This is a genomic window from Prevotella sp. MA2016 (genome assembly GCF_000619825.1).
Taxonomy (GTDB): domain Bacteria; phylum Bacteroidota; class Bacteroidia; order Bacteroidales; family Bacteroidaceae; genus Prevotella.
Genome location: NZ_JHUW01000006.1, coordinates 217,924 through 235,741, shown reverse-complemented (window position 1 = coordinate 235,741; position 17,818 = coordinate 217,924). Strand labels below are relative to the sequence as shown.

Genomic DNA, 17,818 nt, shown 5'->3' with positions numbered 1-17,818 from the left:
AAACGAAGGAGTATGTGGATTTGGATATTTGTGTAAACGGACTGAATATCAATATAATACAAAAAATCCACACCCTTTTGAGGTGTGGAAAAAGTGTGGTGTGGAGTGTGGATTTTTACTTTTTGAAGGTTAGGGACGGGAATGCTTTCCTGAAATTATCACTTGGTGGTCGTTGTGTTATATATTTCTCTGTAACATTGATGTTCTCACAGACTGCTTTTAGCCATCCCTCATCATAATAAGCTTTTAGTTGAGCAATGGTATATCGGATATTAACTTTCTTACCGTTTAGATAAAGAGGAGAGAAATATGCGTGAGTGACATATTGGATAAATAGATTCTCATCGGCATTGGTAACGACTTTGCTTTCTCGAAGGAAACTATATAAACACTGTAAATCTGGGCCATCATCCCTTATCGATTGATAGCTGGGCATTGTCGAGAAATCAATTTTTGGTGCTGGATTTGGAGCTGCTTTTTCTTCTGGAGTATTGTTCTCAACGTCTATTGGAGCCTTAGCCTTGTCTTTCGGGCTGTCTTTCGTAGAAAGGGTTGTTTCTCTTTCAGCAATATAGAACAGAATTCCCTCATACCGACCGAGGCTTATAGTGTATTTACGGAATTTGTCCTTGTTCCAAATACCACTATTCAAGTCCTCTACTGGCTTAAACTTACTTGCTAGGATCAAGTAATCGTGGTGTTCAAGAGGGTGTTTCAAGTCATTCCTTCGACAGCCATTGTACATGCTAGTAAAGCCATTGACATACCAACGGCTTATTTGGGACTTGTACAGATTGGCTTCATTTTTTGTCACCTCCCTGAATTTGAGCTCTGCGTTTTGCAGTAGTTCCAGTATATCTGCCCTGACCATAGCTTGTACATGCGGCTTCTTATACTCAGAGACAAAGAGAGAATAACCCTCTACTTTCATTGAGCTGAAATCCTTATAGTCGCCCTTGACAATAGGTTTCACCCACTCATGGAGAAAATCATATGCTTCCATATCACTTACATCCTCTTCTGTTAAATGGTTACATACCCCTGCTTACTTACTGCCTTTTCGCTATTACTTACTGCCAAATCTGTGTTACTCCCTGCTTCCGAGGCAGTAAGTGGACGGCTTATACGTACTGTAAACTGGCGTCCTTCCTTGCTATGATTACGGGCGCCCACTTTTACCTCTATAAAACCCATCATAACTACTTCTCTTTCAATTCGTTTTCAATATCCTCGATAGAGGGGAGAGAACTCTTGAAATTCTCTGGGAATACCTTAGACAGTTCATATTCTGATATACCCAAAGGCTGGTTATAACCTTCAAGGGCATAACGTGCCATCACTTCATTCTTACTCTTGCAAATAAGCAACCCAATGGTATCATTGTCGCCTTCGCGTTTTAGAATGTGGTTAGCAAAGGAAACATATCCACTAAGTTGTCCGAGGAAAGATGGTTCAAATTTTTGGGTCTTGATCTCCGCAATGACGTAACTATGGATATGAGTGTTATAAAACAGCATATCGCAGAAGAACTCTTCGCCACCCACAACCATTCGATATTCTCTTCCCATAAAGGCAAAGCCGTTTCCCAATTCGAGCAATAGCTTTTGTACATTGGTCATCAACGCATCTTTCAACTCTGTCTCATCGTATTTCCCACGAAGCTGAGTATAATCGAATAAATACGGGTCACGTGTGAGTTCTTGAGCAAGGTCACTTAATGGGGCAGGCAGTGCCGACTGAAAATTGGTAACAGCTTTTCCTTCACGTTCATACAGCATTGTATCGATGACATTGTCAAGAACGGCACGGCTCCATCCATTTTCAACGGTCTTATGTACATAGAATATAGCTTTTTCTGGAGCTTTCAGGAATTTATCTATAAGCAACTTATGATGCCCCCATGGGGTAGAGAAAATATCGTGACACGCTTTTGCCATGATGCCATCTTCAACATTCTGAACTATAGCATGTTTAGAATTACCCTCAACTTGGGGGTAATTTTCAGAATCAACCGTTTGAGCGAATTTGCCCCCAAGTTGGGGGTGAAAGTCAAAAGCATTGGAATACAGCAAATAGAATCTTTTGATATAGCCAAGATTGGTAGGCGAGAATCCTTTCACATCAGGGAACTCATCCTTCAGATCGAGACTTAGGTTCTTGAAGAATCCTGACCCATATTTGTTCTCCATGTCACGCTCCACTATATCCTTGCCCAATGACCAGTAAAACTTCAACATTTCACTGTTCACCTTCACTGCCGCCTTAACCTGACTTTGACGGAAACGCAGGCTGAGAGACTTTACCCACTCTGCATACTCACTGTTTATATGTATCAACTTGCTCATGTCTATACTAATTTACTGCAAAATTACTGCTTTTCTATTAAAATGAGTCAACAAGCCCGACATTTTTACATTGGCCTTGTCACTTAATTGACTTGGATAAGGCATCCAAAATCTTTCTCCGCTCTGTCTCGCTTAGGCCTTGAAGCTGTTCCAATAGCATTGCACTACTGCTCTTTCCTCCGTTTTCATTGAGAAGGTAGGCATTGTATTCCAGCATCTTCTCCAATGGGTATGTTCCTATATAGTTTGAGGTGATGTCCCCACTACTGCTGTGTCCCATACTGTCACTTATATATTTATAAGGTACGCGACCAGAGTTATTCAGGTTCGTGGCAAAGCTGTGTCGCGCCCATGTAGGTGTAGGCAGTTGTTCCAGACCAAGAAGTTTGGCAACAATCTCCATGTGCTTTCGGATGTATTTGTTGTAACGCTGGATGACCCATATCTCTTTATCGGGAGTAATGCCTTGGCTCATAATGGGGAATACACGTTGTCCCTGTTTGGGTTCGTTGGCATACTTGTCGAGTATCTTCTTGATTTCAGGCGTAACGGGGAAGATAACCTCACTGGCATCCTCATTGCGCTCTCTCGTCTTGTGACGAAGGAATCGTAACTGTTTTCCATGAGTGGCAAAGTACCATCCGTCATATTCCAGGCGCAAAGTATCAGCCAGGTTCTGCCCATCTCCGAGGTACATAAAGAGGAAAAGACCAAGGTCACGAAAAAGAGCATGTTTCGCCTTTGGAGGATATAGTTCTTTGCCGTTCTCATCCTTTGCCTCGTTTTTCTCCCAGAAGTCATAGAGTTGACTCATCGTAGTCACATCGAGGAATTCATGCTTGCGACTCGTTTTCTTGTTATACCCAGAGTCCTTGAACATATCCTTGGTGCTGCCATTGATCAGATTCCTGCTGATGGCAATGTTGACGATGGTGCGGAACGTGCGCAGCACGATACCAATATAGGTCACGCTCAGTTCGTCTTTCTTCATCGTTTCTGTCCACTTCTGTATGAACGAACTGTCTATGTCGCTAAATTCAACGTGCTCACCATTGTCTTTGATGAACCTGTTTCTCACGTCTTTACCTACTCTTGCGGTACCGGCCTTACCACTATCCACTTTCTCCTGAAGGTATTCATCCCATATCTGATAAATACTCGTCGTGTCATCCTTCTTCCCTTGATAGCGGTCTTGAAGCCGTTTGATAGAGAAATTACCTTCGCTGATAAGCTGATTAGTCAAGTCTTTTATTTTCTCCATCAACGCTTTCAGTTCATTCCGTTCTGCCAGTTGGATTCTTCGTCCTGTTTTCTCATATTCGCAGAGTTGAATCCACTCTTCCATCGAGTATTTCTCGCCAAGTCTGAGAAAAGCCTTCTTGCCCTCATAGGCAATCCTGACAGCAACAGGCAGCGGCTGACTATAATCGCCAGCCTTGCGTATATCAAGGATCAATGAACCAAAAACACTTCCATTCGAGGATGTGAATTTCGCCAAACATTTCTCGCCTCGGCTACCCTTAGATGGGCTGTTTGAAGCTGAATTTTGGCTTTGTTTTGCCTTATTTTTCTCTGATTCCATACCATTACACCTTAAAAATCCCTTATTTTATCGGGCTCGCAGACTATAGTCGGTTGTCAATTCGGGTGACCTTCAGGTGACCTTTTCGCCCGAAAACTGCTGCAAATTTACGAAATTCTTGGAAACAGGCAAAAAGATTAACGCATTTATTTTCAGCGCTTTAACATTATTTGTAATTTCATGAAATAAGTCAAGAACCGACTCATAATCTGGAGGTCCCTGGTTCAAGCCCAGGCTGGTCCACGATAGTCTCAAGAGCAATCTTGAGGCTTTTTTTATGCTATAGCCTCTGTTTATTAGGGTTTCCGAAGATTGATAGAAAGAGAATCTCACAAAATTCGACTTCCTGTAGGTTCTAAGAAAACTGATAATTAAGCGCATTTTTTAACCAAAGTCACCTCTTGTTAACCTATTGTTGACCTGAGGTTGACCTCAAAACTTAATTATTATGCTTACAATTAGAGTAGAAGTAGAAAAAGGGAAAGTGCGTAATGACGGAACGTACAATGTGAGAATCAGGTTTACCAAAGACCGTGTTGTAAAGCGAATCTCCTCAGACCTATTCGCCACAAAAGAAGACCTTACTGCTGATTACAAACTGAAAGAGGAATCTATAATTAAACATGAAGCAGACCGTCTTATTCTACATTACAGATTGTTATTTACTACTATGCACCTTGATTCTGGTAATTATGGTGTGAACGAAATCGTAAATCGCTTACTTAATAAGGACGAGGCAGAAAAGCCAATCGATTTTATAGCATTCAGCAGAAATTGGATTGCTGAAACCACCATAAAAGGTAAGGACAACTATAATACAGCACTAAAATCGTTTATCCGATTCCTCGGTAAGGAAGAATTAAACATCAAAAATATATCTATTGAACTGCTTGAACAATATCGAGACTATTTACTAAAAGAGCGTAATAAACGGGTAAAAGCATTGGAAGCAGAAGGGAAACGAGTACCTTCCAACCGATGCTTATCGCTATATCTTATGAGTATCAAGCATCTATACGGTGAAGCACAGAAGTACTACAACAAGCCCGATAAAGGACTTATACGCATTCCTCATTCCCCATTTGAATTTTTCAGGATTCCTAAACAAGAAGCAACTCGAAAGCGAGCTATCCAGCCTCAACATATTAAAGACATCTGGAATTTTCCATATCAGAATATCTACAAAGGAGCAAAGCACACTTGCCGTCCAGACCTCGCTAAGGATTGCTTTATTCTTTCGTTCTGCTTAATGGGCATTAATTCCGCTGACCTTTATAATGCTACAGAGTTGAGAGGCAATCGGCTTGTTTATAATCGTACCAAGACCAAAGACCGCAGGCTTGACAAGGCTAAGATGGAGGTTGTTGTACCCGACATGGTTCTTCCGATTATAGAGAAGTACCAAGATACAAGTGGTGGGCGTCTTTTCAGATTCTACAAGGAATATAGAGACCACAAGGCTTTTAATAAGGCTATCAACAAGGGGCTAAAAGAGATAGGCAAGCAACTAAACATTGAAGATCTAGAGTTTTATGCAGCCCGCCACTCATGGGCTACTATCGCTCTCAATAAGTGCGGAATCGATAAGTACACAGTTCATGCAGCCCTCAACCATGTGGATGAGTCCATGCGAGTTACTGACATCTACATTGAACGAGACTTCGTGAACGAAAATAAGGCTAATGCTAAGGTGGTTAAGTACGTTTTTGGCTAATAATTGCAAATATCTCCTGCTTACTCTTGTGTAGGTGGGAGATTTTTTATACTTTAGCCGCAAAAAACTGTGATAAGATGATAGAACTGCTACCAATACACTTATATGAACGGGATTACTATGAGGGTGAGCCTTTACTAGATTATGTGAAGGAGGTTGCTGACGAATTCTGGTCAGAGATATACCCAGCTCGATTTGCAGAACGACTTCTCAATCATAACATCTCAAATTACAAATTAGATGAATACTTAGATGCAGCAACAGAAAAACGGCACTTTAAACATACATCTTTCTCGAAATTATACAATAATGAGATTAATAACTCTAGCAGCCCAGAGAGAGGAACTGCTAATTCTGGCGAAATAGCTTCAACACTTAAAGCATACGGCCTAGACATTTCAAAATTCTGGTATCTATGTCTAATGATTAAAGACTGTGTAGAGGGGCAAACAAAAAAGGGGTGTTTAGTTGTGAATGCTACTCATAGGAGCATAATCAAAGAACTTATATCACAATTAGACCAGTTAAAGCCAGATGATTACCCAATTCCCTCACTTAAACCAAAGGATATAGAGATGGAGTTATGTTTGAAAATCAAGATAAAAGGCAGAAAGAATGCTCATAATGTAACAATAACCAGAAACAGCTATACCCTTTTGGTAATACAAGAGGCATTACAATCTTTCTTAAAGATTAACTCAAAAAGAACTTTCAAACTGGATAGTCCTGCCACCAATCTAAAACAATTTGAGTTTCTAAAAGAGGATCTAAGTCAACCTGTTAAAATTGCCCTGTTCTATCACTATCTGATATGGTTCTTGAATAGGCAAAAGGTAAACAAGGACTATATCAACAACAGCATATACTCTGTTTCAACAAGTAAAAACCTTCTTGTTACGAGAATGGCATATTATACTGGGCTAACTGATAACAGGAATTTCCTTCAAAAAGACGCTTATTACCTACGTACATATATCAGTGGTTATGAAGATAATAAGGTTAATACCCTCAATGCTTATTATGATATGACGGATGAATTCCAATTTCTCTTGGAAATGATAAAAAAAACATAGATACCATTCCCATTTGAAATTACGCTCTTTAAAGAGCTGTTTTAGAATTTCCTGATTTTCAGTCACTTGGAGATATTTTTAAATAATATCCCCTATGATGGTTTTGGATACTAACTATATAACATTTAAGTAAAATGTCGTACTTTTGCCGAGCAATCAGCAATCGAAGTGAGTGATCATAGCTGAGAAAACTGAGAGCACTAATCGCTGGCCAGCATTAATTTTGATTATTAATCGTTTAAAGTAACACATTATGACTGAAATTTATAACAATAGTGTTGTAGAATTATCGGAGGTGAATAATACTCCAAGTGTTGAATACTTTAATGGTGTGCAACAGGACGCACCAACTAAAGCCCAGCTTCCTATTACAGTGAAGGCTATGATAAATGGAGAGCTCACAGAGATCATCCCTGCCTTCACCGATTATAATATGGAGCAGCCTAAACAGAAGGCAACAGGCGAGCATGGAGACCCCTCTAAAAGGCTGGCTGTCAAATTTCATTTTGCCAGCCCCAAACCGTTCTGGGACGAGCAAGATGAGAATAAGCGAATCCATTTATTCGATAGAAATCATAACTATATTGAGCCGAACACGGACAATGTTTATGTGGTCTGCGACACTGCTGATACATATTGGCGTGTGTTAGTGGATGATGTCCTTGAAGACGTAGAAATCCATGATTTTGAATCTGTAGAAGACTACGCTCAGGCAACAAGTAACACAATGCTCTATAGCCGTTGTCTGAACAAGGTTGAGGAAATGGGCTATGCAGCCCTTGCAACAGGAGACGAGGCTGCGAAAGCCGTCTTTGAGTTTGCTAAGAAGAACGAGGTGCCAGTGAGCACAGCCAAGTTGTACCTTGATATTGAATACAAGCCTGTTACTGTTAAGGTAATGATGCTTGGAAAGAAGCCCCCCGTAACTCTTATGCTTGGTCGTAGCCAGGAAGAGGCACAAGAGCTTTTCGACCACAACAAACTTACGTTTAATAAAGGTGGTGCAAAAAGCCGCTATGCAATTAGCGCGGAAAATTCCCTGATAAAGAAAGGCAAATACACATTTGAAGAAATAATCACATGCTTAACCATGATTCCTTCTTCAGAAATAACTTTGACCCAACTTGCCAAATGTGGGGAGAAAAAGGAGTGCATACAAGAGACGCTTAGCGGATGGCTTATCGAGTACAGACGGGAGAATATGAAGGTAGTGGCATAGCTCACCCAAAGCCCATGTGACAGGTGGGCTTAAATTTTCATTAATTCATGGGCGGTGGATTTTTACATCGTCAGGCTTCATAGTCCGATTTTTGCAGGAATCCACCACCATATTTATAATAATAAAAAGTAAGAATTATGAACATTATTAAAGTAATTCTCCTCAAAGGGGAATGGTTACTTGACGCTTTGAAGCGAATGGGACACTACATGATTCCCTCCAACGTTATTCTAAATAAGACGCTCACAGGATTGGGGGCTACTCATAGCGAGATACATAGCAAACGTAACTCCATCATTATTGAGCCCAATGTACCCGTTATCTTGGGTAAACTGAATGAAAACGACAATCTGGAAGCCGTGTACCAGAAGTGTGAGCCTTATAACATCAAGAAGTACCTCCAGATGGATATACCTTTCAAAAAGATAATGACCACTCCTGAGAGCTTCAAGAAGATACGTAAGGCGGCAGAGGAACTTGGAGTTAATATCTACGATGAATACTTCTGCCTGTTTGACGAGTGCGAGAAACTGACACAGGATTCAGATTACAGACCAGCGATTTCACAACCCATCTACGATTTCTTCATGTTCAAGAACAAGGCATTTGTCTCTGCGACACCACTTGAAATGTCCCATCCAATGTTTAAACAACAGGGCTTTCAGAAAATAATAATCGCTCCTGAATATGACTATAAAAAGGACATGGAGCTGATAGTTACCAACAGTTACTACAAGAGACTGAGCATTGTCCTTGACAACCTCAGAGACAGCAAGCACATCTGCATATTTTACAACGTGACGAATGGCATTTTGGATATTATTGAGAGGCTCAATATTACTCAGTACAAGATTTTCTGTTCCGAGGAAAGCGTGAAGAAATTGAAGAGCAGGGGAATTACGGAAGCATACAGTCAAATTGACTACCCGTTAGCCAAGTACAACTTCTTTACTTGCAGATTCTACTCGGCTTTAGATATACGCATCAGTAAGTACAAGCCCGACATCATTATGCTTACAGACCTCCATACAGCACTATGGACGATGATAGACCCTTTTACAGAGGCGATACAAATACAAGGCCGCTTCCGCAAGCGTGGTGACGATGATGTTACGTACAACTCCCTGACACATATTACTAATGTCAATCCTGAGATCCCTGTACTCAGCAGGGAGGAAGTGAACAGAATGGTTGAACAGTCTGCGGCAAATTACAATATGCTAAAAGAGTGCCGAGACACACAAGCAAACAACTTGAAGCGTAGGGCTATCAGCGATGATATGAAGAACATGAGATACCAAGACCTGATAGACGAGCGCGAGGAAGTCAATTGCTTTGCCGTTGACAATCTTCACAATGAGCAGAGAGTACGCTCCTACTACACATCTGGTGAAGCCATATATCAGGCATATCTATCTACAGGATTTTTCAACGTTACATATACTAATGTTACAGAGTGTGTAGGTGAAGATGATGTAGATAATGTGTTGGGCGAGAAAACAGAAATCGGGCAACGTAAGAAACTGGTTGAACTGTTGGTGCGAATAGATGATTGGTACAATGCAGGAAAGATAACCCACGATGAAAAAACGTTGGCAAGGGAACAACTTAGTACCACACCACAAGGCGAGTTTACAATCTCTGCCTATGATAAGATAGGCAAGGATGCTATAGCGTCTGCTGAGTTCAAACGCCCGTTAATTGCAAGAAAAGTGAATGAGTACGACAAGGCGATGGCTAACAAACAGAGATTCCATCCAGAAGTCCTTGAGGCTATCTGCGCCGAGTTCCCGATGGGTGAATACATACCAAAGGAGGAAATAAAGCAGAGGCTAAAATTGATTCTTCAGGAGAATGGGATACAGTACAAGGTAACACAAGATACCATCAAGGATTACTATGATGTGACTGTCTCCAACTCCAGAGAAAAGCCATCGTTCAGTCTTAACAGCTTTAAGTTCGAGTAGGTGGATTTTTGGAACGTGGGCATATAGAGCGAGATTTTTCAGATTTTACACCTACTGTTGAATATTTGCATTATGCCCTAACTCCTGAGCCTGTTCACTCCTTGTGAGTGTTCGGGCTTACTTTCGTGTGCGATAATGGTACACCACCCAACACCCCCTATTACATTTATCCTGCTATTTACCAGATTTCGCTTTTTTAGGTCATTTATAGTACCAACTCCATACAAATACCTTTTCTACATATACTAATGTTATGCATCCATTTTATGTGCAATAGCCAGCATAGGCGGAATTAAAAATCTCATTTCTTAAAAATGGAGAGTGTCTTAACTGTAGGTGCACAACCCCGAAAGTCCCCCGCTCATATTTGAATAAAAAAGAATGCTTTTATAAAAATAGCAAACTTATAAACGATTATAAAATCGTAGTAATTATTTATTAACTTCTAAATTCAATTCATTATGAACGGATTAGTTTTAATGCCTACGGTGGCTGAAAACCGTACAAGTTTCTTTGCTGATGCAGAGGTCGTTGAGCCAATCGCTGAAACGGTTGAAGTTCCAAATCACTTTATTGAAGCCAATACGGTAGAAGTGACAGTAGAACACCTTGCTAACGATTGTGTTACACCTGTGTTTGCTAAGGACAACGAACTGACGATTAACCACGTTAGTTTTATTCACACTGTTGAGGATGCAGCGAAAGATTTCTTTCGTGGTGAAGTAGTGAATAATGCACAAGTGAGAGCGTCCCATATTATCAAAGGTCGTGTTCCGTCTGCCATTCACAAGCCTGCAAACCAACTCTTAGAAACAGACAAAACCATTTACTATGAGCGTTGCGCATTCTCTATTGATGTGCCTACGATTTACCAAGACATTAACGGTAATCGTCTCTACTTATCTATTGTGGGAGTAAGAGCCTACAATCAGCAGAATCTCTACAGCAAGAAAGTCCCTGAGTTGTTCCGTGTTGCAATAGGCTTTAAGAACTTGGTTTGTTGCAATATGTGTGTGTTCACTGATGGCTACAAAGGAGAACTGAGAGCAAGCAGCACAAGAGAACTCTACCGTCAAGTGCTTGAACTGTTCCAGAACTTCAACCCTGCCAAGCAGATTCATTTGATGCAGCAACTCTGCAACAGTTCGCTGACGGAACATCAATTTTGCCAGATTATTGGCAGAATGAGGCTTTATCAGTCTTTACCTACAAGACTACAGAGGGAGATACCACAACTTTTGATAACTGATACCCAGATTAACAATGTTGCTAAGTCTTACATCACTGATGAGAACTTTAGCAGTTATGGTACAGACATCAATATGTGGAAATTTTACAATCTGCTGACAGGTGCAAACAAGTCTTCTTATATAGATATGTTCTTAGACCGTTCTGTTAATGCTACAGAGATTGCATTAGGAATCAATGCAGCACTACACGGAGAAGAGCGTTACAAATGGTTCATTGATTAACTAACTTGGGGAATATCTCAGAAATAAGGTGTTCCCCTAAATTTTTACGATTATGCAAACAATGAGTTTTAAATGGTGTTCCAAAGGTTGCTTTATTGAAGCAATAGAGGTTTTCTTAAATCCGTACTTCTACCTTATTAATAATAAAAGCCCCAATTATAGTGGTTGGGAAACTCACAAGATTCAGTATGGGCTTAAAATCATATATGTGACGTTAAGAGCCAAAGAAGTGGATTATGACAAACAACTGATAGAAACAGTTAAGCAACCTTGGTACGCTTACAATTCTGTAAAATATGAGGTTAAGCCAAATTCATACGGAATAGAAGAAATTTGGTTTATTAAAGACAAAGGTTGGTTCGTAGTAGGTGAAGAACTTACACTTTGGAGAGTTTATAGCTAAAACTATGTTCAAATAAAGAGTGTGTTCAAATTAATCTATAATGGTTGGTTTGAATGCACTCTTAATGTGTTTACTTAATACTTTGATTAAAATGAATGCAGTTATTTACGCACGTGTTTCTTCTATCGGTGATAGGCAGAACACTGACCGTCAGATTTCTGACCTCTTAGATTATGTAAAATATCAGAATCTGGAGATTTCCAAGATTTTTGAGGAACATATATCTGGAGCAAAGAAGAACGTAGAGAGACCTATTTTAATGCAAGCAATAGACTATTGCAAGCAGAATGGTGTTTCTATCCTCTTAGTAAGTGAACTTAGCAGATTGGGGAGAAATGCGTTTGAAGTCTTGGCTACAGTTAAAGACCTCATTGATAATGGCATTAACCTCTATATGCAGAAAGAACAGTTAACGCTACTTGATGCAGATGGTAAGCCTACAATGTTTGCACCTATAATGATAGCAACACTTTCTACCTGTGCACAGTTGGAGCGTGAAAACATTAAGTTCCGATTAAATAGCGGCCGTAAACTCTACATTGATAGAGGTGGTAAACTTGGTCGTAAGGTAGGAAGCGTTAAGACTATTGAACAGAAGAAAGAGGAACACCACGACATTATTAGCTATCTGAAACGTGGCTATTCCATCCGAAATGTTGCCAAGCTAACAGGAAAAGGAATAAGTACAGTACAACGAATAAAAGCGGATTTCAATCTCTAAAGTAATAATTTGGTAGGGCATCAGAAATGGTGTTCTACCTTATCTTTTTAAGTAGATTTCCCGTTTTGTAAGGCTTAAACATTAAAAAATTTACAAAATTTAAGCATAATTCTTGGCTATATGAAATAATATGCTTACTTTTACAACGAGTTTCAAGTACACCTGTTTGCAGATGTGCGTTTTAACGGCTCAACTTAGTAAGACTATTAACCGCTGTCATCTTGGGATTAGTTGGCATGAATATTAATAATTAAATAAAACAGAGTTATGAAAACAATTAGATTATTTGGATTAATTATGCTCACAGCCTTGGTGTTTTCTAGCTGTAGTAAGAGTGATGATGACAGGCAACCCAAAAATAGAAAATGGGTCTTTACGTTGGATGGAAAGTCAGCTCATGCAGGTGATACAATTCATGTTTTGCATACTGATTTTGCTAAAACTATTAAGTGGCAAGATGAAAATGACCCAATTAACCCCGACAATCCTGATTCCAATCAGTATGACACATACATGGAGATTTATTCTGGTGGTGCAACATACATTCAAGATTCATGGTTTTTATTAAGTTTCTTTTCTTACCCAAGTTTAAGTAGATTTATCCTTCATGATTATAGTTCCGAACCAAGTAGAGACTATGATATATATGTTGATGTTCAACCCATTGATTTAGTTGGTAAGATTGATATAAAAGGAACAATTCCGGGATATTATGACAACGTATATCACAATAATAAATATATAGAAGGTCCCTTTCTTATATTCTATATTGATGAAGAATTAAGGAAGATCTTTATTACAAATGAACCAGCAGGTACGTCAATTAGTGGTACAAGTATGGTGCACGATGTAGCAAAAAGTTTTTTTAGAATCAAAGCTTTTGGTAGCAATAGAGAGACATGTTATCCAAGCTACAGTGATTGGGGATGGTTTACGGAAATGAAAACTGTTGGCAATCATGGCGAATCAAATGGAGAGTGTTTTTATGGAAAGATAACCACCAGCAATGTAAACTATTGGTTTGTTAAATTTGATTATGGTGATTACTCCTATGAGGTACGCAAATATAAGAACTCAAACACCTGCCTATGGAATGGCGAATGGGATAAATAGAATATAACATATAGTTACGCTTATGAAAACATTTAAATTAATTGGAGTTGCACTTCTAACAGTGCTTATGTGTGTTGGTTTCTCTTCTTGTAGTAAGAGCGATGATGACAATGGTGGTTCTTCCTCTAATCCCCTTGTAGGCACATGGGAGTTATCGGATGAAGATGGATATTACTCCACAGTGGAGCTTAAAGCTGATGGCAGCTATTGCCAAATTGAATATCATAGAACAACAGATAATATACAGAGGATTGATAAAGGAACATATAAAATTCTTTCTGTAAATGGTAATACATATGAGGTTTCAATATATATTAAAGAAAGGCAGAAAAGTAGTGGAGAAATCGTAACTGTCAATAAAGAACAAACAGGGTTCCTCACTCTCTCTAACAATAACAATACAATGACTTCAGAAAACGGAAATATTTGGAAAAGGAAAAAGTAACTTTTTGAGATTAGGTAATATTGAAGCATCAACATACTTAATCATCAAATAGTTATAAAGGACAATTATAATGAGGGTAGTACATCGTTGCTACCCTTTATTTATGCTCATAGTTCAATTTCGATTAGTTATTCACATGTCGTTATTAATTGCTTGGGTTATACAGAAAAATAGCATATACTTGTTTAGAGATTGATTCAAAGTGACTTCGCGGGTGCGCACCGCTTTTTTACTTGAATCGATCAATTTTCAGATAAGTTACGTTGAATCAATTAAATTTTGAAATTATGACTAACACTACTATCAAGGGTAAAGCACCCTACTTAAGCTCTCTAATTGGCTTTAAAAACGAAAATTCAAGAGGTTATGCCAACCTAAAATTTACAAACGGAAAAGTAACGCAGCTATCACATTGACGTGGTGGTTGCGTTTTTTTTATAAACAACAAATCACGGACTTGTAGCTCAGTTGGTTAGAGGCATGGAAGCCATAGGCTTTCGTGCCCTTGGCAACAGACTTTTTAAGATTGTCTCTTATTCCCAATTATTACACATTATTATATATAGAGCATTTGCAAATACCACATAATGAAGAAAATGAGATAATTTTTATCGATTGACTTATTTTTCTCTCAAATTATTCTTATTTATCGGGAAAATGCATTAACTTTGCCAGCAAAATAACGGACTGGTTGAGCTATAGTTGATACCAGACCATCAGAGAGTTTTATAACATGCTGAAAATCAGTGCTCTGAGAGCCTATAAGGCAGAGACTCATAATCTGGAGGTCCCTGGTTCAAGCCCAGGCTGGTCCACATAGAAAAAGAAAGCACTTACGATATGTTCGCAAGTGCTTTCTTCTTTTTTTATTTCTTCTGCTCTTGTTCGGCGAGTTTTGCCAAGTAGTACTCGCGAACGTCCTGCCACTTGTAGTAGGGCCATGTGTCGGTTTTAAGCGGCATGTGGGCCTCACGCTCGTTAAACAGTACCTTTACTAAGATGTCACCAGTCTTGCCTTTTTTGGGGCGATAGAAGATAAACTGCACGTTAGTGCCAGTAGGGATGAGGTAGTAGGTGCGGAACGAGTTTTCGAGCTCGTCGAGGTTATCAACCTGCACTGCCGATCCATCGAGATCCAACATACACAGCAATGGCAGTACCACGGTATCATGGCCAAAACGCAGCGATACCTGTGTTTGGGTTACCGTATCGGCTGTTTCGATGATATTCTTCAGCAGGTTTTTCTGGTTCCAAGGCATGCGGCCACCTGTTTGTGGTGCATTGCTATAAAGCAGATACCAGTAGAGGTTGTTGCTACGCCACAAGTCACGCAGTTCCTCTGGAGTAAAGAGATCCAGCAGCCATGTATCGCCGTCATGACTTTGCATGTTCAGCGCCACATCAGCGATCTTGCTCATCAGCGAACCGGTTGTTACATTCAGATATACCCAGTGCTGGTCGTTAAACAGCTGCTGCATCAGGCGTTCAGGATGCTTCAAACTGTCGCTCATGGCCTGTTGCTTCTGCATGGCACGCATCACATTCATCTGCGGCATACCCATGCCACGTTCCTGACGTGAGGGCGAGTAGTTCATGTAGTGCATATCCGCCTTGCTGGCATCGTTAAAGATACGCGCCGATGGATTAGCCGCCTGCAGTTCCTCACACTCGGCCATCATAGAGATAATGGCGCGAATAGAAGTGGTAGACACCGAATGGATAGGCAGATTAGGCGTTTTAAATATCTCAGGGAAGTTCTGTACCATGCGCTTAGCGATGCCATGGTGCTGACGCTGACCGGTAGCTGTCAGGTCGCCCAGTCGGTCTTTAGTCGTCTTCTGCATCGAGTCGAGCTTTGCCAGCACCTTATCGCCCAGTGGTGTCAGCTTACCAGCATACTTAGCCTTACGCAAGGTTTGTACAGGCATGGCATAATCATTTTCTTCGAGCAGGTAGCGGGCACCATGACGACCATAGTGTGACAGATAGTAAGGCTCGTAGCCCTTTGGAGCAGGAGTGAGAGCTGTGCGTAGCAGATGATCATAGTCGGTCATATTACCTGCAGCCAAGAATTTGTCGGCAGCAATCTCTTCAAGTGCTGTCTTACCAGAAAAACGTGCGATTTGTGCCTGAGCAGTCATCGCGCTTGCCATCATCAGGCAAACAAAAATTCTTTTCATATTTGTAGTAATATAGGTTGATAATAAATCAGCTGCAAATATACATTTTTTTGAGATTACTTGCAAGTTTTTCAGCAAAAAGATACACATTTCATTTCACAAATCCTTCTACATCCTCTTCAACTATTGCTGGGCGGAAATCATCGTCTGCCAACAATAATTGAACGTTTTTAAACGTGATATCACGGACATGCCGCAGATAAAATCCCCATGCCGGCAACTCACCGAACATGGTGAACTCAGGATACTTCCCTATTTGCTCGGGCACATCATTCTTGCGCCAAAGCGGTATATAAGCCATACCTTTCGTAGCACGACCAGGACAGGTGATATTGATATTCTGTAGTGTGATATGCTCGATACAGTTGCCTGGGATGCCACAGATACTGCTGGGGAATGGGTTATGGAAGAAATCCACCTCTGGTCCACGCAGATCATAAGCCTCATCCGGACGTCCAAAAGGCACCTGACATGTCAAATCACGAATGACTACATTCCTGAGCGAGCCTTTACGGTCGCCAGCCCGTTGTCCCAATCGCATAAAAATTGGATTACCAGTATTATGAGCCTCTACACGTTCCACCAGCACGCTATCTATCTGGGCTCCATCAACACTCTCGATGGCAATAGCCGAACGGAAGGTGTCGCTCACCTTGATATCATGCGCATATACCTTGCGGAAGCCACCCCACGAGGCCGTACCAAACTTAACGGCTGATGCGCTGCTTCGGATATCACATCGGGCTATCTCAATATCATAACACTCGCTGTCAGCATGATAGGATTTCAGGCATACCCCATCATCGGCCGAGTTGATATGGCAGTCAGCCACTAACACATGCTGACAGTCAGTCAAGTCGATGCCATCGTTGTTCCAATAGGCCCGATTCTCAATATCCAAATGCTGCAGTTGTACCTGTTGGCAGAGATGAAGCGATAATCCCCAGTTAGCACTACTACGCAGTTTAACACCCTCTACCGTCACATTCTTACATCCGTAAAGGAAGAAGAGCTTGGGGCGAGCCGTCTCGCTAGGGCGCTGGCGTCGCTGATTGTAGTTGGGGTCTATGCGTTCGCCTGTGTGGTGCAAGCTATCGATATTGAGCGCTAGTTGTAAGCCTTGACCATCAATAGTACCACTGCCCGTGATACTTATATGGTCAGCCCCATCAGCCATGATGAGCGCCATAGCAGCATTATCATTCCTGTTATCGCTACTATGAGCGATACAGATGGACTGATAGTCATAGGGATTGGTACTCCCCAACAAGGTTGCCCCTTCCTCAAGATGCAGTTCCACCCCCGAGCGCAACATCAGTCCGCCAGTAAGATAGGATCCTTTGGTGAATACCAGCCGTCCACCACCTTTCTTAGCTATGGCATCGATAGCTTGTTGCAGCTGCTGTGTGCAGACTGTTTTTCCATCAGCAGGAATACTCATTCCCGCTGTTGTCAACTGCTTTTGCCCCCATGCCGGCATTGCTGTTCCTATCGAGAGCAAAACCATCACTATGATAAAGCAAGTACGTATCATGCCTGCAAAGATACAATATTTAATTTACAATATTGGTAAATTAGTACTTT

15 protein-coding genes are annotated in these 17,818 nt (G+C 40.7%); 9 read left to right on the top strand and 6 right to left on the bottom strand.

The window, feature by feature from the left end:
- Positions 1 to 115: 115 nt before the first annotated feature.
- The 4 genes from T360_RS0100940 to T360_RS0100930 form a co-directional block, all read right to left on the bottom strand.
- The gene (locus T360_RS0100940) at positions 116 to 1,003 is read right to left on the bottom strand and encodes a hypothetical protein (RefSeq protein WP_028911123.1); all 888 of its coding nucleotides are present in this window, start codon (positions 1,001 to 1,003) and stop codon (positions 116 to 118) included.
- Between the two features lie 20 nt (positions 1,004 to 1,023).
- Positions 1,024 to 1,197 (bottom strand): hypothetical protein, encoded by a 174-nt coding sequence (locus tag T360_RS16105; RefSeq protein WP_155949341.1) that lies wholly within the window; start codon positions 1,195 to 1,197, stop codon positions 1,024 to 1,026.
- A 2-nt stretch (positions 1,198 to 1,199) separates the two neighbouring features.
- Complete coding sequence (locus T360_RS0100935; protein ID WP_028911122.1) at positions 1,200 to 2,345, bottom strand: YhcG family protein; 1,146 nt, start codon at positions 2,343 to 2,345, stop codon at positions 1,200 to 1,202.
- 79 nt (positions 2,346 to 2,424) lie between these two features.
- The gene (locus T360_RS0100930) at positions 2,425 to 3,927 is read right to left on the bottom strand and encodes a phage integrase SAM-like domain-containing protein (RefSeq protein ID WP_028911121.1); all 1,503 of its coding nucleotides are present in this window, start codon (positions 3,925 to 3,927) and stop codon (positions 2,425 to 2,427) included.
- A gap of 448 nt (positions 3,928 to 4,375) precedes the next feature.
- Between T360_RS0100930 and T360_RS0100920 the strand changes: the two genes are divergently transcribed.
- From T360_RS0100920 to T360_RS0100880, 9 genes are all read left to right on the top strand, one after another.
- Positions 4,376 to 5,641: a phage integrase SAM-like domain-containing protein gene (locus tag T360_RS0100920; protein ID WP_028911119.1), complete on the top strand. Its 1,266-nt coding sequence runs from the start codon at positions 4,376 to 4,378 to the stop codon at positions 5,639 to 5,641.
- Between the two features lie 77 nt (positions 5,642 to 5,718).
- Positions 5,719 to 6,714, top strand: a complete 996-nt coding sequence (locus T360_RS0100915) for a hypothetical protein (RefSeq protein WP_155949340.1) — start codon at positions 5,719 to 5,721, stop codon at positions 6,712 to 6,714.
- A 253-nt stretch (positions 6,715 to 6,967) separates the two neighbouring features.
- Positions 6,968 to 7,933, top strand: coding sequence for a hypothetical protein (locus T360_RS0100910; protein ID WP_028911117.1), 966 nt, complete (start codon positions 6,968 to 6,970; stop codon positions 7,931 to 7,933).
- 137 nt (positions 7,934 to 8,070) lie between these two features.
- Positions 8,071 to 9,900: a hypothetical protein gene (locus T360_RS0100905; protein ID WP_028911116.1), complete on the top strand. Its 1,830-nt coding sequence runs from the start codon at positions 8,071 to 8,073 to the stop codon at positions 9,898 to 9,900.
- Positions 9,901 to 10,361: 461 nt separating this feature from the next.
- A complete protein-coding gene (locus T360_RS0100900; protein ID WP_028911115.1) occupies positions 10,362 to 11,372 on the top strand; it encodes a DUF3871 family protein in 1,011 nt (336 codons plus the stop codon).
- A 52-nt stretch (positions 11,373 to 11,424) separates the two neighbouring features.
- Complete coding sequence (locus T360_RS0100895) at positions 11,425 to 11,775, top strand: hypothetical protein (RefSeq protein ID WP_155949339.1); 351 nt, start codon at positions 11,425 to 11,427, stop codon at positions 11,773 to 11,775.
- Positions 11,776 to 11,866: 91 nt separating this feature from the next.
- Entirely contained in the window at positions 11,867 to 12,496 is a 630-nt protein-coding gene (locus tag T360_RS0100890) for a recombinase family protein (RefSeq protein ID WP_028911113.1), read from the top strand.
- 267 nt (positions 12,497 to 12,763) lie between these two features.
- Positions 12,764 to 13,609 carry a hypothetical protein gene (locus tag T360_RS0100885; RefSeq protein ID WP_028911112.1) on the top strand — a complete coding sequence of 282 codons (846 nt, stop codon included), beginning with the start codon at positions 12,764 to 12,766 and terminating at the stop codon, positions 13,607 to 13,609.
- Between the two features lie 22 nt (positions 13,610 to 13,631).
- Positions 13,632 to 14,054 (top strand): hypothetical protein, encoded by a 423-nt coding sequence (locus tag T360_RS0100880; protein WP_028911111.1) that lies wholly within the window; start codon positions 13,632 to 13,634, stop codon positions 14,052 to 14,054.
- An 866-nt stretch (positions 14,055 to 14,920) separates the two neighbouring features.
- On the opposite strand, the gene T360_RS0100875 is transcribed toward T360_RS0100880, so the two are convergent.
- Both T360_RS0100875 and T360_RS0100870 read right to left on the bottom strand, forming a co-directional pair.
- Positions 14,921 to 16,234 carry a histidine-type phosphatase gene (locus T360_RS0100875; protein WP_028911110.1) on the bottom strand — a complete coding sequence of 438 codons (1,314 nt, stop codon included), beginning with the start codon at positions 16,232 to 16,234 and terminating at the stop codon, positions 14,921 to 14,923.
- A gap of 91 nt (positions 16,235 to 16,325) precedes the next feature.
- Positions 16,326 to 17,768: a glycoside hydrolase family 28 protein gene (locus T360_RS0100870; RefSeq protein WP_231488010.1), complete on the bottom strand. Its 1,443-nt coding sequence runs from the start codon at positions 17,766 to 17,768 to the stop codon at positions 16,326 to 16,328.
- Between the last annotated feature and the right edge of the window lie 50 nt (positions 17,769 to 17,818).

What these genes read in the sequence shown, in the direction of transcription:
- T360_RS0100920 (WP_028911119.1), top strand. Translation starts at nt 4,376, where the DNA reads ATGCTTACAATTAGAGTAGAAGTAGAAAAAGGGAAAGTGCGTAATGAC.
- T360_RS0100870 (WP_231488010.1), bottom strand. Translation starts at nt 17,768, where the DNA reads ATGATACGTACTTGCTTTATCATAGTGATGGTTTTGCTCTCGATAGGA.
- T360_RS0100940 (WP_028911123.1), bottom strand. Translation starts at nt 1,003, where the DNA reads ATGGAAGCATATGATTTTCTCCATGAGTGGGTGAAACCTATTGTCAAG.
- T360_RS0100930 (WP_028911121.1), bottom strand. Translation starts at nt 3,927, where the DNA reads ATGGAATCAGAGAAAAATAAGGCAAAACAAAGCCAAAATTCAGCTTCA.
- T360_RS0100890 (WP_028911113.1), top strand. Translation starts at nt 11,867, where the DNA reads ATGAATGCAGTTATTTACGCACGTGTTTCTTCTATCGGTGATAGGCAG.
- T360_RS0100900 (WP_028911115.1), top strand. Translation starts at nt 10,362, where the DNA reads ATGAACGGATTAGTTTTAATGCCTACGGTGGCTGAAAACCGTACAAGT.
- T360_RS0100895 (WP_155949339.1), top strand. Translation starts at nt 11,425, where the DNA reads ATGCAAACAATGAGTTTTAAATGGTGTTCCAAAGGTTGCTTTATTGAA.
- T360_RS0100885 (WP_028911112.1), top strand. Translation starts at nt 12,764, where the DNA reads ATGAAAACAATTAGATTATTTGGATTAATTATGCTCACAGCCTTGGTG.
- T360_RS16105 (WP_155949341.1), bottom strand. Translation starts at nt 1,197, where the DNA reads ATGATGGGTTTTATAGAGGTAAAAGTGGGCGCCCGTAATCATAGCAAG.
- T360_RS0100935 (WP_028911122.1), bottom strand. Translation starts at nt 2,345, where the DNA reads ATGAGCAAGTTGATACATATAAACAGTGAGTATGCAGAGTGGGTAAAG.
- T360_RS0100915 (WP_155949340.1), top strand. Translation starts at nt 5,719, where the DNA reads ATGATAGAACTGCTACCAATACACTTATATGAACGGGATTACTATGAG.
- T360_RS0100875 (WP_028911110.1), bottom strand. Translation starts at nt 16,234, where the DNA reads ATGAAAAGAATTTTTGTTTGCCTGATGATGGCAAGCGCGATGACTGCT.
- T360_RS0100905 (WP_028911116.1), top strand. Translation starts at nt 8,071, where the DNA reads ATGAACATTATTAAAGTAATTCTCCTCAAAGGGGAATGGTTACTTGAC.
- T360_RS0100910 (WP_028911117.1), top strand. Translation starts at nt 6,968, where the DNA reads ATGACTGAAATTTATAACAATAGTGTTGTAGAATTATCGGAGGTGAAT.
- T360_RS0100880 (WP_028911111.1), top strand. Translation starts at nt 13,632, where the DNA reads ATGAAAACATTTAAATTAATTGGAGTTGCACTTCTAACAGTGCTTATG.